The sequence below is a fragment of the Candidatus Defluviilinea gracilis genome (assembly GCA_016716235.1).
GTDB classification, from domain to species: domain Bacteria; phylum Chloroflexota; class Anaerolineae; order Anaerolineales; family Villigracilaceae; genus Defluviilinea; species Defluviilinea gracilis.
This window is the reverse complement of record JADJWS010000001.1, coordinates 1,961,866-1,978,282: the sequence shown is the minus strand read 5'-3', so window position 1 is coordinate 1,978,282 and position 16,417 is coordinate 1,961,866. Positions and strand designations below refer to the sequence as shown.

Annotated in this window: 16 protein-coding genes; 2 read left to right on the top strand and 14 right to left on the bottom strand. The window is 53.8% G+C overall.

The window, feature by feature from the left end; translation table 11 throughout:
• Positions 1–175: 175 nt before the first annotated feature.
• The gene (locus IPM31_09300) at positions 176–787 is read left to right on the top strand and encodes a CbrC family protein (protein MBK9007175.1); all 612 of its coding nucleotides are present in this window, start codon (positions 176–178) and stop codon (positions 785–787) included.
• A 34-nt stretch (positions 788–821) separates the two neighbouring features.
• Here IPM31_09300 and IPM31_09295 read toward each other — a convergent pair whose 3' ends face one another.
• From IPM31_09295 to IPM31_09230, 14 genes are all read right to left on the bottom strand, one after another.
• The gene (locus IPM31_09295; protein ID MBK9007174.1) at positions 822–2,522 is read right to left on the bottom strand and encodes a nucleoside kinase; all 1,701 of its coding nucleotides are present in this window, start codon (positions 2,520–2,522) and stop codon (positions 822–824) included.
• Positions 2,523–2,562: 40 nt separating this feature from the next.
• Complete coding sequence (locus IPM31_09290) at positions 2,563–3,651, bottom strand: ketopantoate reductase family protein (protein ID MBK9007173.1); 1,089 nt, start codon at positions 3,649–3,651, stop codon at positions 2,563–2,565.
• A 48-nt stretch (positions 3,652–3,699) separates the two neighbouring features.
• Positions 3,700–4,341: a histidine phosphatase family protein gene (locus IPM31_09285; protein ID MBK9007172.1), complete on the bottom strand. Its 642-nt coding sequence runs from the start codon at positions 4,339–4,341 to the stop codon at positions 3,700–3,702.
• 1 nt (position 4,342) lies between these two features.
• Positions 4,343–5,290, bottom strand: a complete 948-nt coding sequence (locus IPM31_09280; GenBank protein ID MBK9007171.1) for a glycosyltransferase family 2 protein — start codon at positions 5,288–5,290, stop codon at positions 4,343–4,345.
• Positions 5,291–5,313: 23 nt separating this feature from the next.
• Positions 5,314–6,768, bottom strand: coding sequence for a hypothetical protein (locus IPM31_09275; protein ID MBK9007170.1), 1,455 nt, complete (start codon positions 6,766–6,768; stop codon positions 5,314–5,316).
• Positions 6,731–7,342 carry a hypothetical protein gene (locus tag IPM31_09270; GenBank protein MBK9007169.1) on the bottom strand — a complete coding sequence of 204 codons (612 nt, stop codon included), beginning with the start codon at positions 7,340–7,342 and terminating at the stop codon, positions 6,731–6,733. The genes IPM31_09275 and IPM31_09270 overlap by 38 nt, the downstream gene beginning before the upstream one ends.
• Before the next feature lie 17 nt (positions 7,343–7,359).
• Entirely contained in the window at positions 7,360–8,301 is a 942-nt protein-coding gene (locus IPM31_09265; GenBank protein MBK9007168.1) for a hypothetical protein, read from the bottom strand.
• Between the two features lie 83 nt (positions 8,302–8,384).
• Positions 8,385–9,014 carry a class I SAM-dependent methyltransferase gene (locus tag IPM31_09260; protein MBK9007167.1) on the bottom strand — a complete coding sequence of 210 codons (630 nt, stop codon included), beginning with the start codon at positions 9,012–9,014 and terminating at the stop codon, positions 8,385–8,387.
• A gap of 29 nt (positions 9,015–9,043) precedes the next feature.
• Entirely contained in the window at positions 9,044–9,766 is a 723-nt protein-coding gene (locus IPM31_09255) for a WbqC family protein (GenBank protein MBK9007166.1), read from the bottom strand.
• Complete coding sequence (locus IPM31_09250) at positions 9,763–10,677, bottom strand: glycosyltransferase family 2 protein (GenBank protein ID MBK9007165.1); 915 nt, start codon at positions 10,675–10,677, stop codon at positions 9,763–9,765. Before IPM31_09250 ends, IPM31_09255 begins: the two co-directional genes overlap by 4 nt.
• A gap of 28 nt (positions 10,678–10,705) precedes the next feature.
• Positions 10,706–12,283 (bottom strand): glycerol-3-phosphate dehydrogenase/oxidase, encoded by a 1,578-nt coding sequence (locus IPM31_09245; protein MBK9007164.1) that lies wholly within the window; start codon positions 12,281–12,283, stop codon positions 10,706–10,708.
• A 206-nt stretch (positions 12,284–12,489) separates the two neighbouring features.
• Positions 12,490–14,067 carry a glycerol kinase GlpK gene (glpK, locus tag IPM31_09240; protein ID MBK9007163.1) on the bottom strand — a complete coding sequence of 526 codons (1,578 nt, stop codon included), beginning with the start codon at positions 14,065–14,067 and terminating at the stop codon, positions 12,490–12,492.
• A 155-nt stretch (positions 14,068–14,222) separates the two neighbouring features.
• Positions 14,223–14,942, bottom strand: a complete 720-nt coding sequence (locus IPM31_09235) for an aquaporin (protein MBK9007162.1) — start codon at positions 14,940–14,942, stop codon at positions 14,223–14,225.
• 50 nt (positions 14,943–14,992) lie between these two features.
• Positions 14,993–15,925, bottom strand: a complete 933-nt coding sequence (locus IPM31_09230; protein MBK9007161.1) for a methionyl-tRNA formyltransferase — start codon at positions 15,923–15,925, stop codon at positions 14,993–14,995.
• A gap of 111 nt (positions 15,926–16,036) precedes the next feature.
• Here IPM31_09230 and IPM31_09225 point away from each other — a divergent pair, with 111 nt between their 5' ends.
• Positions 16,037–16,312 carry a hypothetical protein gene (locus tag IPM31_09225; protein MBK9007160.1) on the top strand — a complete coding sequence of 92 codons (276 nt, stop codon included), beginning with the start codon at positions 16,037–16,039 and terminating at the stop codon, positions 16,310–16,312.
• The last annotated feature ends 105 nt before the right edge of the window (positions 16,313–16,417 follow it).

Genomic DNA, 16,417 nt, shown 5'->3' with positions numbered 1-16,417 from the left:
GGAGCGGGGTTATAATCTCGTCAATCATTAATCTATGACCGCCTAATGTCCTAATTGAATTAGGCGTTTAGGTGGAAACGTCTGTTTTTAGGCAGTTATATGAGACTAACGGTATAAACACTAGTTAGCCCGTCACTTTACATCATTAAGGCATTGAAAAGTTGAGGCAATTTCAATGAGTGATTTCTTGTTTCGCTACCATCATAGTCCCCACGATTTTTCCTGCTACTCAAAGGAGTTGCGGACGTGTGATCTTTGCGGCAATCTATCCTCTGGTTACCAAGGCGGCGTATTTTACGGAGACATTGACATCGAATTCGTCTGTGAAACATGCCTTATTAACGGCAAGTTGGCTGAGAAACAAGTATTTACTAATTCAGGCAATTTGCATGAACTAAAAATACAGATTCGAGAGAAACAACCAAACTTAAGTATTCTAGAAGTTGAACGCTTAGCGCAGGCTAAAGATGATGAATTAATCCATCGCACACCGACTGTAATAACATGGCAAGATTTTCATTGGCCCATACATTGTGCCGATTATTGTTGTTTTATTAAAGAGGCAGGAAAACCCGATATATTGGAAATTGCCCCTAAGGGCAGAACGCACTTGCTTTTCCATCCGAGAGACGAAAGATTCTCTAGCGATGATGAAGAATTCTGGCAGTGGTTTGATAATATCCGACCCGATTCACCCGATGATAAATCAGTTTCCTATTCAATCGGTGTCTATCTCTTTCAATGTTTGAATTGTCAAGAGTATCTGGCTTTATGGGATTGCGATTAATTCACACATCTATAAAATCAAAACGAGCTAACCGTTACTTATTCTTCCACACCGTAAAATCCTTCAGAATCGAACCGCCGAGGAACTCGCGCATGATCGAAGTCTCAGGGACGAGATTCAAATCGAGCGGCACAAACCATTCGAGGAACGCAAGCAGGCGTTTGGCTTCGATGTATTCGGGTGTGCCGAATTGCACCTGCCTGAGCAACGGCTCGGCAAGAGACTTGATCGCCGCCATTTCATAGACCAGCGCGGAGTTGAACATCACATCGGCATTTTCTTGATTGGGGAAGATATATTTCGCTTCGCCGCGCCGCACCGACTCCCAGCGCGAGATGGTCTGCGTTGCCGTGTAGCCGCGTTCGCGCGCGTCGCGCACGGTGCGTCTCAGCAGGCGCGTGTCGGTGGTAGAGACCCGGTTATGGCGATCCAGGTTCAATTGCGTCAGAGCCGAGATGTAGATGCGGAACGCCTCGCCGCTGAGGCTCGCCGGGATGAGTCGCGGGTCGAGTCCGTGAATCCCCTCGAGGATGATCGGCTGTCCGCGCGCGAGTCGGATAACCTCCCCTGCCTCGCGTTGACCGGTCTTGAAGTTATAACGCGGAAGTTGAACTTCATCTCCATGAATTAATTTTTGCAAATGATCGGCAAGCAACGCGAGGTCGAGCGCTTCGAGGGCTTCAAAGTCTGGCTTGCCGTCTTCGCCGAGCGGGGTTTGATCGCGCGACAGAAAATAATTATCGAGTTCGAGCGGGAACGGCGAAATGCCGAGAGCCAGCAATTGCACGGTAAGCCGCCGCGAGAATGTCGTCTTGCCCGCGGACGAGGGACCCGAAACCAGAATCACATGCGCGCGGTCGATCCGTTCGGCAACCTGACCCGCAATTTGCGAAAGCCGCTGTTCATGGAACGCCTCCGAAACCATCACGATCTCATCGCCATGACCCGCTTCGATCGCGTGGTTCAACGCGCCAACGTTCGAGATGCCGAGTTTTTCGAGCCAGCCGCCGTATTGCAAAAAGGTCGCCAGTAATTTCGGGTATTCGGAGGTCGGCGAAAGTTCATTAGGATTATGCCGACTCGGATACAGCAAGGTAAAGCCATCGCCGGCGGGAACGAGATCGAACCAGCGCAAATATCCCGTAGACGGAACCATATAGCCGTGATGATAGTCCATGCGTTCGTTGAGGCTATAGAGCGTAAGATATGCTTTCTTGCGATATTTCAGCAATTGCACTTTATCTTCCTCGCCGCGCGCCAGAAAATAATCCATCGCCTCTTTCAACGGGACTTCTTTTCGCAAAAACGGCAGGTCGTCTTTGACAAACTTTTGCATCAAGACCTTCAACACGCCCAATTCAGAAACAGACAGCGGATCGCGCCCCTTCACTTCGCAGTAAAATCCGCCTGTGGCGACCGAATGGTCGATGAACAACGTCGCCAGCGGATACATATCCGCGAACACCATCTCCAGCAAAAACGTGAGGGAGCGCCGGTAGATGCGCGTCCCGTCGGGCGTAGACATGGTAACCGGGCTGACGCGCGAATCCATTCCGACGGGGAAGCTTAATTCACGCAGATTGCCGTTGACCACCGCCCCAACGAGCTGTGAATCGTGTTCGACCACCGACAGAAAATCTCCCACGTTGCTCCCGCGCGGACCGGCGATCACGCGCCCATCCGGGAGGTGGATTTCGACTTCAGGTCTAGGAGAGACAAGATTGAATTCTTTCATCTTTCTTCTTTCATTACAGTCAAAGGTCGAAAGTCAAACCTCAACTCGACCTTTGACCCTTCGGCAGGCTCAGGACAGCGCTTTCAACTTTCAACCATAATTTCTCAGGCTTCTTTTCAAACTCATCCAACGGAATTTCTTTGCGGACCAATGCGAGCAATGTTTCTGTCAACATTTTATTCACAGGCGTCGGCGCGTTGAATTGTGCGCCCGCGCGGACGACCTCGCCGTGCAGATAATCCACTTCGCTTTTGCCGCGACCCGAGCGCAAGTCAATGTGAAAGGACGGCATTTTGTTTCCACGCCCCGCGCCAGCCGCCCGGCTGAGGAACGGCTTGGATAACCACAACGGCAATTTCGTCGCAAACGCCAACGCGCGGACGGGCGTGCCAGGCAGGTCAATCACTGCAATGCCTTGCGCCTGCATCACCGCGAGGCATTCGCTCAGCATTGCCACTTCCAATTTATATAATTTTCTATTCGCAAGGATCTCGGCGGCGGTCATATCGAGGATGGCGGAGGTGGGGTTGGCGATCAGGTTCGTCAACAGCTTCGACCATTTCATCGAAGCCGCGTCAGCGAACAAGCGCGGGTTGAGCAGGGCATTATCGAACGCGACCAGCAGACCCGGCACAAGAGGATGTCCCTTGGCAATGCCGATGCCGCGCAATTTTTCAAGGACAATATCGCCCGGTCCGCGTTTGCCGACGGCGGTGGTCACCGTGCCGGGGATGACTTTATCTTTGCCGACAACTTCCGCGATCAATTGTTCGTTTGAAATGCCGTTGGAGAGACACAGCACCGGCGGCATTTTATCCGCGTAAGGCTTGAGGGTTTCGAGAGCGGCTGGGGTGTCGTACGATTTCAACGCAAACAGGATCAGGTCGAAGGGTCCGTAACGAAGCGCATCTTCCATCGAAGAGACGAAGACAACAGACGAGGAGTCCAGCCGAAAAGCATCTTTCGTCTTTCTTCTTTCATCGAGAGTGAGATCGAGCCTCAAACCGCGCGCGCGGAGTTCATCCACTTTCGCGCCGCGTTCGAGAAACACAAGTTGACTGCCCGCGAGCGCGAGGCTCCCGCCGACGTAAGCGCCGATGGCGCCCGCGCCAAAGACAAGGACTTTCATGCGCGCGTTGATGTGGATCGCGGTATCGGGTGTCGCCACGAAAGTTTCCTATTTCAAAGTCTGCGCGTGGGCGCGATCGTTGAGCGCGTCGATCGCCCAGCGATGCAAATGAGGTTGATAGATCACGCGCGCGAAGGCTGTGTTCTCGAAGCGGAAGCGCACGCCCGAAGGGTCGGCATGATGCGCCACGCCGACGATGGCGTGCATAAGTTGATTCAACAGTCCACCGTGCGACACGATGAGATAACTTCCCGCAGGCCGCTGTAACAAGCCATGCAATGCCTGCCCCGCGCGCAGGAACAATGCCCAATCGCCTTCGCCGTCGCCGCCGATCGAATCGTACGGCGTCACGTAGGATGGCTTCGGTCGTAATTGGACTTCGGCAGAGGTTAACCCTTCCATCTCGCCAATATCGCGTTCGAGCCAGATCTCGTCGAGTTCGAGTTTGACGTCCAACACGGAGGTCACGATCTCAGCGGTTTCCTTTGCCCGCTGTAACGTGCTCGAAATGGCGAGGTCGAACTTTGCGCCTTCCACCTTCCAGCGATTCGCCAATGCGAACGCCTGCGCGCGCCCGCGTTCGGTGAGCGGGTAATCAGACTGCCCCTGCCAACGCGACTCGGCGTTGCCGGTCGATTCGCCGTGACGCAAGAATACAAATTGATAGACCGGTTTTGGGGTTGAACTCAAGTTACTCCTCTTTCTTCAATAAATAGACGGGTCTGCGTTTCACTTCCTGAAAAATATACCCGACATAAACGCCAATAAAGCCTAACAAGATCATGATGATTCCGCTGGCGATGAGCAGGACCGCCATCAGCGAACTCCAACCTGGGGCAATCACCTGCTCGGTGTTCTTTGTGACCGACAGCCAAACCACCCAACTCAACTGCACAGCCGCCAACGCAAAGAACACCAACCCCGAACTCAACCCAATATATAACGGGATCAACGAAAAAGAAAAGATCGCGTCGGATGCGAGCCGAAACATTTTTCCCAACGAATATTTCGAATGCCCTGCCACACGCGGCGGCTGGCGATACGGCAGAATGACGCTCTTGTATCCCATCCACGTGATCATGCCGCGCAGAAAACGGTGAAACTCGGGCATGGCTTTGAGCGCGTCTACCGCCTGGCGCGTCATTGCGCGGAAGTCCGCCGCGCCGGCAATCATGTGCGTGCCGCTGATGGTGTTGATGAAGCGGTAGAAGGCATCCGATGTCCATTTTTTGAAAACCGTGGGCTGTGTTTCCGCGGCGCGTTGCCCCTGCACAATGTCGTAACCATGCCCGATCAACTCAATCATTTCAGCGATCAACTCCGGCGGATGCTGGCCATCGCCGTCCATACTGATGACGATATCGCCACTCGAGCGATCGAGTCCGGCGGTGAGCGCCGCCTGGTGACCGAAGTTGCGACTCAACGTGAACACGGTCACGCGCCGGTCAGCCTGCTTCAACGACTGGAGCGACTCGGCCGTCCCGTCGTCTGAGCCGTCGTCCACGTAGAGGAAGCGAAAGTCGTGCGGAAGCGCGTCCACCACGCCGCAAATCCGCGCGTGGATTTTCTCGATCACCCCCGCTTCGTTGTAGACCGGGATGACGAGGTCGACTTTGAATCTGCGTTTTTTCGTAGGCATCGGGATGATTCTACCCCATGAAATCAATCATGCTTGCACAGAGATTCTGCCAGCAGTTCGCGGTCGTATTCGGCAGGAGTTCCGACGAGTGGTTTTAGGTTTTGGCAGATGCTTTGATAGGTCTTTTTATCCACGCGGATGAGGAGCGCGATGCGCTTTGCCATCTTCTGATCGCCAACATGGATGTAGGCTTCAAGGGCGGGCAACCATTCCGACACTTCATAAGGTTGATAGCCAAGCGCAATCGCTTCATCGGCAAATGTTGCCGCGCTCTCCCAATCTTTGCGTTGGCGGGCAAGGTCCATTTGTTGATAGTAATAACACCAATCGTGGGAGGGCTCACTCCCAAAAATTTCGCCCGGAGGGACAGCCTGCGCTCCGGAGGGGTCGATCAAGTTCACGTCCGAAAAGGAAGCGAGGCGTTGTACGTCCAGCCGTTCCTGTGCGGTGAGTTCCGCGCGCGCGCCATCGATCACATGCAGGCACGAAAATGCCGAAGGCTGTGTCACCAGCAAGAGTTTGGTGTAATCGCGCTTCACGGTTACCGTTCCGCGCACGAGCCGTTCCTCCTGCGCGCCGAGAACCGCCTCAAGCCATAGTTCATCGTACATCACCTGCCCCGCGATTTTCAATTCCTGGCGCGGGTGATACACAAGGTTGATCGGACCCCAGACTTCGTATTCCTCCGCGAGCGCGTAATTGCCCGGCAAGACCAGCACGACCGTTGTGCCATCTTCGATCTGTGGCGCGCGCCATGCCAGTTGCCACATGGCATCGCTTTCCACCCGCCAAAATCTACGATAATAATTTGCCGAGAATAACTGGGTGAGGACGCCGCTCATCAACAGCAGGCATAGCGCCGCCCAGCGCAACCGTCCCTTCAATCCATAAAAAACAATCCCGCCCATGAACAACGCCACGCCCGCCACGGATTGATAGGTATAACGATCCCATTGGATATCGAAGATCACGTTCCGCCCCGCGAGGATGATCGGCAATGTGGTGACGAAGATGATCGCCGCGCCAAGCCACAGCCAGTCTCGGCTTGCTTGCGGATCCTCACTCGCTTCACCCAACGGGGAAGCCTGCCCTCGCATGAGAAAGAGATACGCGCCTGCGAGCGATAACACGATCAACGCCAGCCCAATCGCCATCGCGGTGATGCGCGCATCCCCCACGCTCGTGGAAAACTGATAAAAAGGGACGCCCCATGCAAGCAGGCTGGTCTCGACTAAATCGAGAATCATTTCCACGGCAATGTGAAGCACGCTGGTCAACGAAAGCGGGCCAAAGTTACTCAGCACCACGTCTACATTCGTGGCGCGACGCGTGCTTTCGAACAGGAACAAGCGCCAGAATAAGAATACGGCGGCAAATGTCAGGTAGGGAATAGAGGCAACGATCGTTTTGCGAAGCGACTCACGGATGGTTAACTTTCCATCACGTTTCAGCGCGTACCAGATCAAAATAAGACGCACGGCTTCGATGCCGATCAATGCTTCGTAGATGAAAATGCTGAGGGCGGCTAGCAGGATCGAAGCAACAATGAGCGTCGTTTTTCGGAAGAAGGGAACGACCTTTCAGCGCCAGAACTGTGCACGCCAACGACGCCATCGCCGCGCCGTACGCCAGCAACAAATTCTTGAAGGTGGCCGCGTTTGGCTGTTGATAAAAGCCCGGATACACCACAAACAACAACGCGATCAGGGTGGTCTCGATCTTCCGTTCCTTCCAAACCACCCGCAATAGCCAGAGGAAAGCCAGCGCGCTCAACGCTTTGATGATCAGCGCGTACACATGCCAGTTCAACGGGGCGTTGCCCAGCAGGTTGTAATCCAGCGCGTAGAGCCACCCAATAAACGGACGGTCTCCTTGAAATAGGCTCATGATTCCCTGCGCCCCGCGCGCCTGTGCCGTCCAGATCAGGTACCAATCGTCACGGTAGAAGCCGAGCGAAGGCACAAGCGGAGCATATGTTAGCAAGGTGACAGTCATCACAAGAGCGGCTGAAAGCCAGCCTTCCAGGCGGGGGGAAACCTTCGGGAACTTCATTAATATATTCTCCTCGATCAAGCCAGAAATTTCAAAATCAGGCTGGTCAATCTCTCTGCTCGATCATAGTCAAAGTGATGGTCATTGAACAGATTGATCACCTCCCCCGCCAATGCCTCCGCCACCGGCGCGCGCCCAGTGGACATAATTCCCGCCAGCGACGCGTAATGCGAACTGGCGAACAGCCTGTTTGCAAAGATCTCATCCATCATTCTTTTCTTATTCTTCACGCGGATGTTGAACCGCCACGTTTGATATTGTTGCTGTAATTGTATCTCGATTGGCAGACGGGCTGAATACACCGCATTCAATCTTCTTTTTTGTAGCAGGGACAATTCCAACCCGACCGCGACCATACGACGATAGTCCTCCCAGACGGGCAATTCTCCTTCTGTCTGCAACCAATCGCTATCGTCATATTCAAATCGCGTCAGATTCTGAACGGCAGCTTTATAGTCCCTTTCAAGTTCCTCGTGATGCGCAGGAGCGTATTTCAATTGCGTGGATTCGCACTTCCCATCATCCTTCATAAACGCATATCCGCCAAATTCAAGTTCGACGATCTTGGCGTAGCCCGTGCTAAACAAAACAACGTCAGCCGAGGATTCCGATTCAAACTTTGGAATGCACAGACAGCGGTCATCCACGATCAACAATTCGGGATTCAACGATTTCGCCCGCGCAAAAAAATCATCAGGCGTGGACTCGTCCCCGTAGGTATGCGCGTACAGCAAACCACCAAACTCGTGCGTCTTCATTCGCGCTTCTGCCTGATCCAAATCCATGTGCAAGGACTCTGGCGAAATATCCGCAAACTCAAATGGAATCTTCGCCTTCATAAACGTGATCGGCACGATGGGACAAATGTTCGCGGGCAACAGCCACGGCTTTGCCTGTTTTTGGCTCGCCAGCAAATTATAGAGGATCGCAGAAGCGCGCGGGGCGAGGATGGTTTTCATTTTACTAAAAGCGGACGCTAGAGAACGTCCGCTACACAAATAGTATCCTGTGTGATGGCGCTCTCTAGCGCACACATTCTTGATTACACATTCTTGCGGACGAGGAGCGTGAAATCGTACAATCCATAATCGTGAAGCAATGCCACGTTACGCGAAAAATTGCGTTTGCAGAAATCGAAGAAAAATATTGGGTCGCCGTAAAAGAGGTCGGGTCTCTGCGCCATGCGCTCGGCATCGGAATATTTGGTGAGCATGTTGAAGGCAAAGCCCTTCGAGCAAAGCGCGTTCATGCGTTGGAGCGTTGCGCAGGCGAATTTCTGCCAATCGTCGTACGATTCTTCCAATTTGATATTGAAGATCGCACCCGCCAGCAGATAATCGACCATGGGAACTTCGCTCTCGTTCGTGGTGAAATGAGCGTTGGGAAAATCCTTGTGAGATTCACGCCCAGCCACAACCATTTTCTCGAGTAGGTCAATGCCGTAATATTCGAACTGCCAACCTTTACCGTGTAAGAAATCAAACATTCCGCCATAGCCGCTTCCGTAATCGATGACGGAAAATGGCTGCGAGGCGTCAATGACCTTCACGAGTTGCTCGAAGCGCAACGCCTGCGATTCGAGTCCGTTGTAATCCACACCTTTGGGCGTCGCGCCGAATTCTTCGAGTTTTTCAACAAAGTATTCGCCGAGTTTTTTCTGGGTTTCATCCATGCTCATGTTGAAGTGTGGCGAAGATTCCGTCAAATGAAATTTGGACGGAATTCGCGTTCCTTTCCAGTTTCAAAATATTCGCCCGCTTGTTTTCCCGTCATGAACAGCAAATCTAGAATGGAAACATACGGGTCGTACGGAGGATACATCTGCGAGTATTCAGGGTAGGCGTAGTCCATGTATTCAAACGTGATGCCCGCCGCCTCGAATTTTTCAGGCTCCATGTAGGAACTCGCCGAGGGACCGCAAATGTAATGCGTCGCGCCGACTTGTTTCAACACGTTGATCACGCGGTCGGTTTTTTGTCCCTCGACGTTCGATAACTCGGAGGAGCGCATGAATCTCGTGGAAGTGAATCCCAACTCGCGCGCGAGGCGGATCGAGGACTCGATGGTGAAATCGGCGAGGAACTCGTCGCGGCGTTGATAGAGTTCGTCGAGCAGGGACAGATAGCCCTTGAAGTAAGGCGATTTGGAATAGGAAATCGTCAACGTTTTGAGATGACTCTTCGCCCAGGGCTTGGACCAGTCGATGCGCACGTCCTTGATCGGCACGCCCTGGGTAACGCCTTTTGAATTGACTGGGATCGTCAGCCATTGTTTTCCCTGGTGCGTTTTGATCAGGTTGCGGTTACGCCAGCCGTGTTTGTCGTATTGAATATCATCGTAAAAGATGAACAGGTCTGCGCGGTGGACCTGATCGAAGTAACCGCGCCAAGGGATATAGGAAGGTTGCAAAATGACGACGTTCATTTCCCTACCGTCTCGTGAATGATGTACGTGGGACGATCCATACTACGGTCGAACATGCGCGCCAGATATTCGCCGAAGATTCCCAGCGCGAATAATTGGGCGCCGCTGAATAACGCAATGATGGAGGCAAGAAACGGGAAGCCCGGGATGCCGCCCTCCATAAATGAAATGACGACCACATACATGAACACGCCCAGCCCAAACACGGTCATCAAGAATCCGATCCAACTTGCCAGGCGCAGGGGCGCAGTGCTGTAGCCGGTGAGAATCAACAACGCGGCTTTCACCAGCGCGGAAAACCTGTAGTTCGAACGTTCTTCGGGTTTTTCGATCTCAACGGAAACCGATGTAAAGCGCGACGTGCCCCATGAGAGCAACACATCGATGATCAACGTGGGGCTTTGAAAGTTCGTGAAGGCGTTGCGCAACTCGGTGCGAAAGGCGCGGAAGGCGGATATGTTTTTCACAGACGGGACGCCCATCACCCGCGCAAGAATTCGTTTGATGTTCTCGGTCATCGCGTTGCGCAAGAATCCCTGCGGCAGTTTTTTCGGCGCGCCGTAGACCACGTCGAATCCGTTTTCGAGTTGTTTCAACAAAATGGGAATCTCTTCGGGCGGATGCTGCAAGTCCTGATCCATCGTGATCGTAATTTCATATTGAGCGGCGCGAACTCCGCAGAGGGTGGCGTTATGCTGTCCATAATTTCGCATCAGGCGGATGCCCCTCACCCACTTGTATTTACGCGCGAGTTTTTGGATCACATCCCAGCTATTGTCGGGACTGCCATCGTTCACGAGCAACACTTCATATTTTTTTGAAAACGCGGGCAGGGATTTCGCCAATCGTTCGACAAGCGACTCGATCAACGCTTCGCCGCGATAGACGGGGACGACAATGGAAATATTCATCGGGACGAGATTCTACCACCTGCGCGCTTCATAACCGGACCTCGTGCCTGTCCGCCAAAATGGACAGGGCGCGCGCCGCTTCGGCTTTTTTCTGCTCGCCGTCCCAGCCGAGGATGTCGCCCAGCGTATGCGTGAGTTCGAGGATCATCTCGCGCGTTAACCGTCCCAGCATGGCAAGCATGGATCGCCTCAGCAGGAAATCATCGAGGTGAATGATCTTTTCGTGCTGGACGAGATACGCAATTTCGCGGAAGGAATAATCGGGCAGTGACTTGAGGGTGGAGTCGGTGCCGCTGTTGATGTAGGTGGCGATAGTTTCGGCGCGCGTGCCGTAACGCTCGAACAAGATTTTCAGCCGTTCTTGCGAAACGCCCGTCCATGCGAAGAGACTTCCCATTTGCCGATTCGGTTCCAGAACATCGCGTTCATAACCGCGCCCGCCGCCGATGGGCATGGAGCGCGTGTCGCGTTTGCGCGTGAGACCGAGATACGCGAGGGCTTTATCCGCCGCTTGTTCGCCGAACGCGCGGAAAGATGTCCACTTGCCGCCGACGAGGGAGAAGACCGGGAAAGTGAGGTTGGTCCAGTCGCCGCTCAAAACTTCAATTGTGTGGTCGCGCGAGATTTGGCTGACCGTCTTCGCGGTGGAGCGCGGGAGCGGACGAACACCGGAGTAGCGATAAACGATGCGCTGGCGAGTCAGGTCGAGGTCCGGGAAGACGCGTTTCGTCATCCGCAAAAAATAATCCACTTCGTCTTCGGTGCATCGCGCTTCTTCGGGATTCTCGATGGGGATGTCGGACGTGCCGATGAGGACTTTATCGAACAGCGGAAAGATCAACACGATGCGACCGTCGTCGTTCTCGAAGAAAAATTCGTGGTCGCCGATCGCGGCGCGGAGTTCGGGATGATCCACAACGATGTGCGAACCTTTCGCGCCGCCGATGAAGTTCGTGGACACGCCGAGTTTTTTGTTGGTCGAGTCGATCCACGCGCCCGCCGCGTTGATGACAAGCTGCGGGTGAACGTCGTAGGTTTCGTCGGTGAGCTCGTCGCGCAGGATGATCGTGTTCTCCGCGCCGCCCACCATGCTGACGTAATTGAGCGCGCGCGCGTTTACGTTTTCTGCTTCGGCGTCGAGGATCATTTCAACGCCGAGCCGTTCGGGGTTGGTGATCGCGCCGTCATAATACACAGCCGTGTTGACGATCTCTGGGTTGATCTGATTCCATTTGGCAAGCGATTTCTTGCGCGAGAAAAATTGATGACGGGGAACCGTGTGCTGTTTGCCGGTGAACGCATCGTAGAACATCAAACCGATCTTGATAACGAGCGAGCCGCGCTCGCTGGGTTTATCGAGCCAGCCAAAAAATTTTAGCGGCGCATTGAGCAGACCTGAGAATCGTTTGAAAATGGGAATGGCAGTGGGAAGGGGCTTGACGATATGCGGCGCGTTCTGCAACATGAGGTTGCGCTCGCGCACGGCTTCGCGCACGAGACGGAACTCCCCGTTTTCAAGATAACGAATCCCGCCGTGCGCCATGTGCGAAGAGGCAGACGACGCGCCCGAACAAAAATCCCCGCGCTCGACGAGCAAAACATCCACGCCGTTGATGGCGAGGTCGCGGAAGGCGCCAATACCGTTGATCCCTCCGCCGATGATGAGGACGGAGGGGTTTGGATTTTTTTTGAGGGCAGCGAGAGTTTCCGGAACGGTTCATTCGATTCTAAACACAAAGGACACGAAGTACACAAAGTTTTTAATTCAACACAAAGAATCCTTCGTGACCTTTGTGTCCTTCGTGTTAAAAATTATTCCATCCAGTTAAAAGTTCGTGTCACCGCTTTCTTCCAACCCGAGTATAACGTCTTTCGTCCTTTCGAGTCCATTGAGGGATTCCATTGTTTGTCGCGTCCCCAGTTGTTTTTGAGCTCGTCGAAATCCTTCCAAAAGCCGACGGCGAGTCCCGCCGCGTATGCCGCGCCGAGCGACGTGGTCTCCGCTACTTTGGGTCGCACCACTGGCACGTTCAAAATATCCGATTGAAATTGCATGAGCAGTTCGTTGAACACCATACCGCCGTCCACTTTTAGCGATGTTAATTTCACGCCCGAATCTTTTTCCATCGCATCGAGTACTTCGCGCGTTTGATAGGCGGTCGCTTCGAGCACGGCACGGGCAATGTGACCTTTGTTGACGTAGCGCGTCATCCCGACGATCACGCCGCGCGCGTCGGATTTCCAATATGGGGCATAGAGTCCGCTGAACGCAGGGACGAAATAGATTCCGCCGTTATCCTCGACGGACTTCGCCAACGCTTCCACCTCCGGGGACGACTGAATCAACCCTAGGTTGTCTCTCAGCCACTGAACCAACGCGCCCGCGATCGCAATCGAACCTTCGAGCGCGTAGACGGCTTTGCGGTTTCCAATTTTGTATCCCAACGTGGTGAGCAATCCCGCTTTGCTCTGCACGGGTTTCTCGCCGGTGTTCAACAGCATGAAACAACCTGTGCCATAGGTGTTCTTCGCCTCGCCTGCTTTGAAACAGGTTTGACCGAACAATGCGGCTTGTTGATCGCCGAGATCGCCAGAGACAGGGATGCCGTGTAATAAATTGCTCTCGCCGCCGTCCCCGGCGGCGAGGACGCCGCCTCGAGCATTTACATATCCATAAATTTCCGACGACGATTTGATCGTCGGCAACATCGCGCGCGGGATGCCCATTACTTTGAGAATCTCCTCATCCCAATCCAAGGTCTTGAGATTCATCAACAAGGTACGCGAGGCATTTGTCACATCGGTGACGTGCTCACCTGTGAGATTCCAGATCAACCACGAGTCAATCGTCCCAAACAACAAGTCCCCTCGTTTGGCTTTCGCCTTTGCGCCTTGCACGTTATCCAAAATCCATTTTATTTTTGGACCCGAGAAATACGTGGCAAGCGGGAGACCTGTTTTCTTCCGAAAGCGATTCTGTCCGCCCGCGCTTCGACTTCGGTCTTCGTCTCCGCTATCGCTTCGCTCAGACCTCCGCTCAGCGCGAGCCAATTTCTTGATGATCTCATCCGTCCGCGTGTCTTGCCAGACGATGGCGTTGTAGACGGGCTTGCCGGTGTGTTTGTCCCACACGATAGTTGTCTCGCGTTGGTTTGTGATTCCAATGGCGGCAAGGTCAGCGGGTTGAAGGTGTGCGGACTTAAGTCCGCGCTCCGTCACTTCAAGCGTATTCCTCCAAATCTCCAGCGGATCATGCTCCACCCAGCCGGGCTTCGGGAAAATTTGTTTGTGCTCTTTTTGGGCGACAGAAACCACATTCCCGCCATGATCGAAAACAATGAAACGCGTACTGGTCGTCCCTTGGTCAATCGCCGCGACGTATTTTGCCATGAGAAACCTCTACCCCATTGTAAAACAAAAGTCTCCGCTGAAAACATCGGGGACTCTCTTCTAGATTGAAATTCGCTTCGCCACAGAGTCCACAGAGACCTTTGAGAAAATCTCTTTTTTTTCTCTGTGATCTCTGTGGCGAAGAAACTTTTGTTTCATTTCTTCTTTGGCGGCGTCTTTACGGCTTCCACGCCGCCGCTATTCAAAAACTTGAACACACCCACCGCCGCCGCCGACCCCAGCAACGGACCAACGAAGTACGCCACATAAAAGATCCAATTTGCAAGATCGGGATTCTCCAGATCGATGGAGGTGGAAAAGATCGCGGGACCGAACGAACGCGCCGGGTTGAGCGAGGCGCCGCTCATCGGTCCGCCGGCGAGGATGGCAAACGTCACGGTAAGACCGATCGCCAAACCGGCAAACGAACCCGCCTTGCCCGCCACCATGCCATGCAACACCATGTTGACGAGGAAGAAGGTCAACACCGCTTCAACCGCCATGGCAATGAACGGCGAAGGGCTGGTGAGCAAACCGATCGTGGCGCCTTCTTGAATGCCGTTCACGCCGATATTCCCCACAAACAGATTCAGCGAAAATGCCGCAATCGCCGCCCCAAGAAATTGCGCCGCCCAATAATACAACGCCTCGCCCCACCGGACCGTGCCGTTGAGCGCGAGTCCGAACGTCACCGCGGGGTTGAAATGCGCGCCCGAGATATGAGCGTACGCGTACACAAACGTTGCGATCACAAATCCGTGCGCCAGCGCCACCCCCACCAAACCGCCAAAGCCAGAGATTGCCGCGCCCGCGCCGATGAACACCAGCGCAAACGTGCCGATCAATTCAGCCACAAACACTTTTGCATTGAACATGCTTCCTCCACAGATTGATTTGAAGATAAAACCCCTCGCGGGATGATGAGTCACGCCCAATGACGCGCGCCCGCAAGAAACGACTTCCCGCTCATGGATTTTTTCCCAGCGGGCTGTACCTCATCCAGGATGAGAACCCCGCCTCTCGCGCCGACGGCGGGCTGGTTCGCCTGCGTCAGCCTCTGCCCTACCTCGGCGTTTTTCACAAGTTCAACAGCCAAACTGGAAGTTTGGCGTACGTGCGCGCGATGGATTTTTAAAATCGCCCCATCGAATTCCATGAACGCGCCGGGCCACGGGTTCAACGCGCGGACTTGTCTTTCAAGTTCGTTCACATCGCGCGCGAAGTCGAGTCGTCCATCATCCTTTTTCATCATCGGCGCGTACGTTGACAGTGAATCGTCTTGCGGCTCTGGTTGAATTTCGCCGGCGATCCAGCGCGGAAGAGTCTCGATGAGCAAGTCGGCTCCAAGGTGAGATAACGCGTCGGTGACTGAACCAGCCGTCCCGTCGGAAGAGAGGCGTATTGCGCGTTTCGCCAGCATCGCGCCGGTGTCGAGTCCCGCATCCATTTTCATGATGGTCACGCCCGACTCTTCATCCCCATGCAAAATCGCGGCGTTGATGGGAGCCGCGCCGCGCCAACGCGGAAGTAACGAGGCGTGGATGTTGAGGCATCCGTAGCGCGGTAAGTCAAGAACATCTTGTTTGAGAATTTGACCGAACGCGGCAACGACGATGAGTTCGGGCGACCACGCGCGGAGTTGATCCATCGCTTCGGGCGCGCGCAACTTTTCGGGTTGCATGATCGGGAGTCCCAACTCGAGCGCGAGCGTTTTGACGGGAGGCATCTTCACCTCGCGCCCACGCCCGGAGGCGCGGTCGGGTTGTGTGACCACGCCCACCACGTTGTACGCGCCCGCCAGCGCGCGCAGGCTCGGCAACGCAAATTCGGGCGACCCCATGAAGACGATTTTTATCATGCGGCGATTTTAGCATAGTAACATTTTTGCAAGAAAAGCCAGTTGCGCTTTGCCTGTAAAGGTTGTACAATTGCCGAAATTCAAAATCAAGTTATTCGGAGGAATAAAGCAATGGAAACTACAAGCGATGACAAACTTTGGGCGGCGTTGGCGTACGTTTTTTCACCTCTCGTCCCCATCATTATCCTGCTGATGCCCGACAAGAAGGATCGCCCTTTCATCAAGGCGCATAACACACAGGCGTTGGTGCTCGGTATCGTCACCGTTGTTACTTCCACCTTTTGTGTCGGTATTCTCATCTGGTTCTACCAGTTGTACTGCGGCTATCAAGCGTATCAGGGTCAGTTGATTGAGATCCCCGTCATTTCGGGCATGTTCAAGAGCTAAACAACGTTCACGACGAAAGACTCACTGGAAACAGTGGGTCTTTTTGTTTAATTTTTGTGATAGACTTTTTACAAAACTCACCTCGTCTCGCAGGCTGAAAACCAG

Excerpts from the sequence above, each read along its gene's own strand:
- IPM31_09300 (MBK9007175.1), top strand. The coding sequence starts at position 176 with ATGAGTGATTTCTTGTTTCGCTACCATCATAGTCCCCACGATTTTTCC.
- IPM31_09295 (MBK9007174.1), bottom strand. The coding sequence starts at position 2,522 with ATGAAAGAATTCAATCTTGTCTCTCCTAGACCTGAAGTCGAAATCCAC.
- IPM31_09290 (MBK9007173.1), bottom strand. The coding sequence starts at position 3,651 with ATGAAAGTCCTTGTCTTTGGCGCGGGCGCCATCGGCGCTTACGTCGGC.
- IPM31_09280 (MBK9007171.1), bottom strand. The coding sequence starts at position 5,290 with ATGCCTACGAAAAAACGCAGATTCAAAGTCGACCTCGTCATCCCGGTC.
- IPM31_09270 (MBK9007169.1), bottom strand. The coding sequence starts at position 7,342 with ATGAAGTTCCCGAAGGTTTCCCCCCGCCTGGAAGGCTGGCTTTCAGCC.
- IPM31_09265 (MBK9007168.1), bottom strand. The coding sequence starts at position 8,301 with ATGAAAACCATCCTCGCCCCGCGCGCTTCTGCGATCCTCTATAATTTG.
- IPM31_09260 (MBK9007167.1), bottom strand. The coding sequence starts at position 9,014 with ATGGATGAAACCCAGAAAAAACTCGGCGAATACTTTGTTGAAAAACTC.
- IPM31_09255 (MBK9007166.1), bottom strand. The coding sequence starts at position 9,766 with ATGAACGTCGTCATTTTGCAACCTTCCTATATCCCTTGGCGCGGTTAC.
- IPM31_09250 (MBK9007165.1), bottom strand. The coding sequence starts at position 10,677 with ATGAATATTTCCATTGTCGTCCCCGTCTATCGCGGCGAAGCGTTGATC.
- glpK (MBK9007163.1), bottom strand. The coding sequence starts at position 14,067 with ATGGCAAAATACGTCGCGGCGATTGACCAAGGGACGACCAGTACGCGT.
- IPM31_09235 (MBK9007162.1), bottom strand. The coding sequence starts at position 14,942 with ATGTTCAATGCAAAAGTGTTTGTGGCTGAATTGATCGGCACGTTTGCG.
- IPM31_09230 (MBK9007161.1), bottom strand. The coding sequence starts at position 15,925 with ATGATAAAAATCGTCTTCATGGGGTCGCCCGAATTTGCGTTGCCGAGC.
- IPM31_09225 (MBK9007160.1), top strand. The coding sequence starts at position 16,037 with ATGGAAACTACAAGCGATGACAAACTTTGGGCGGCGTTGGCGTACGTT.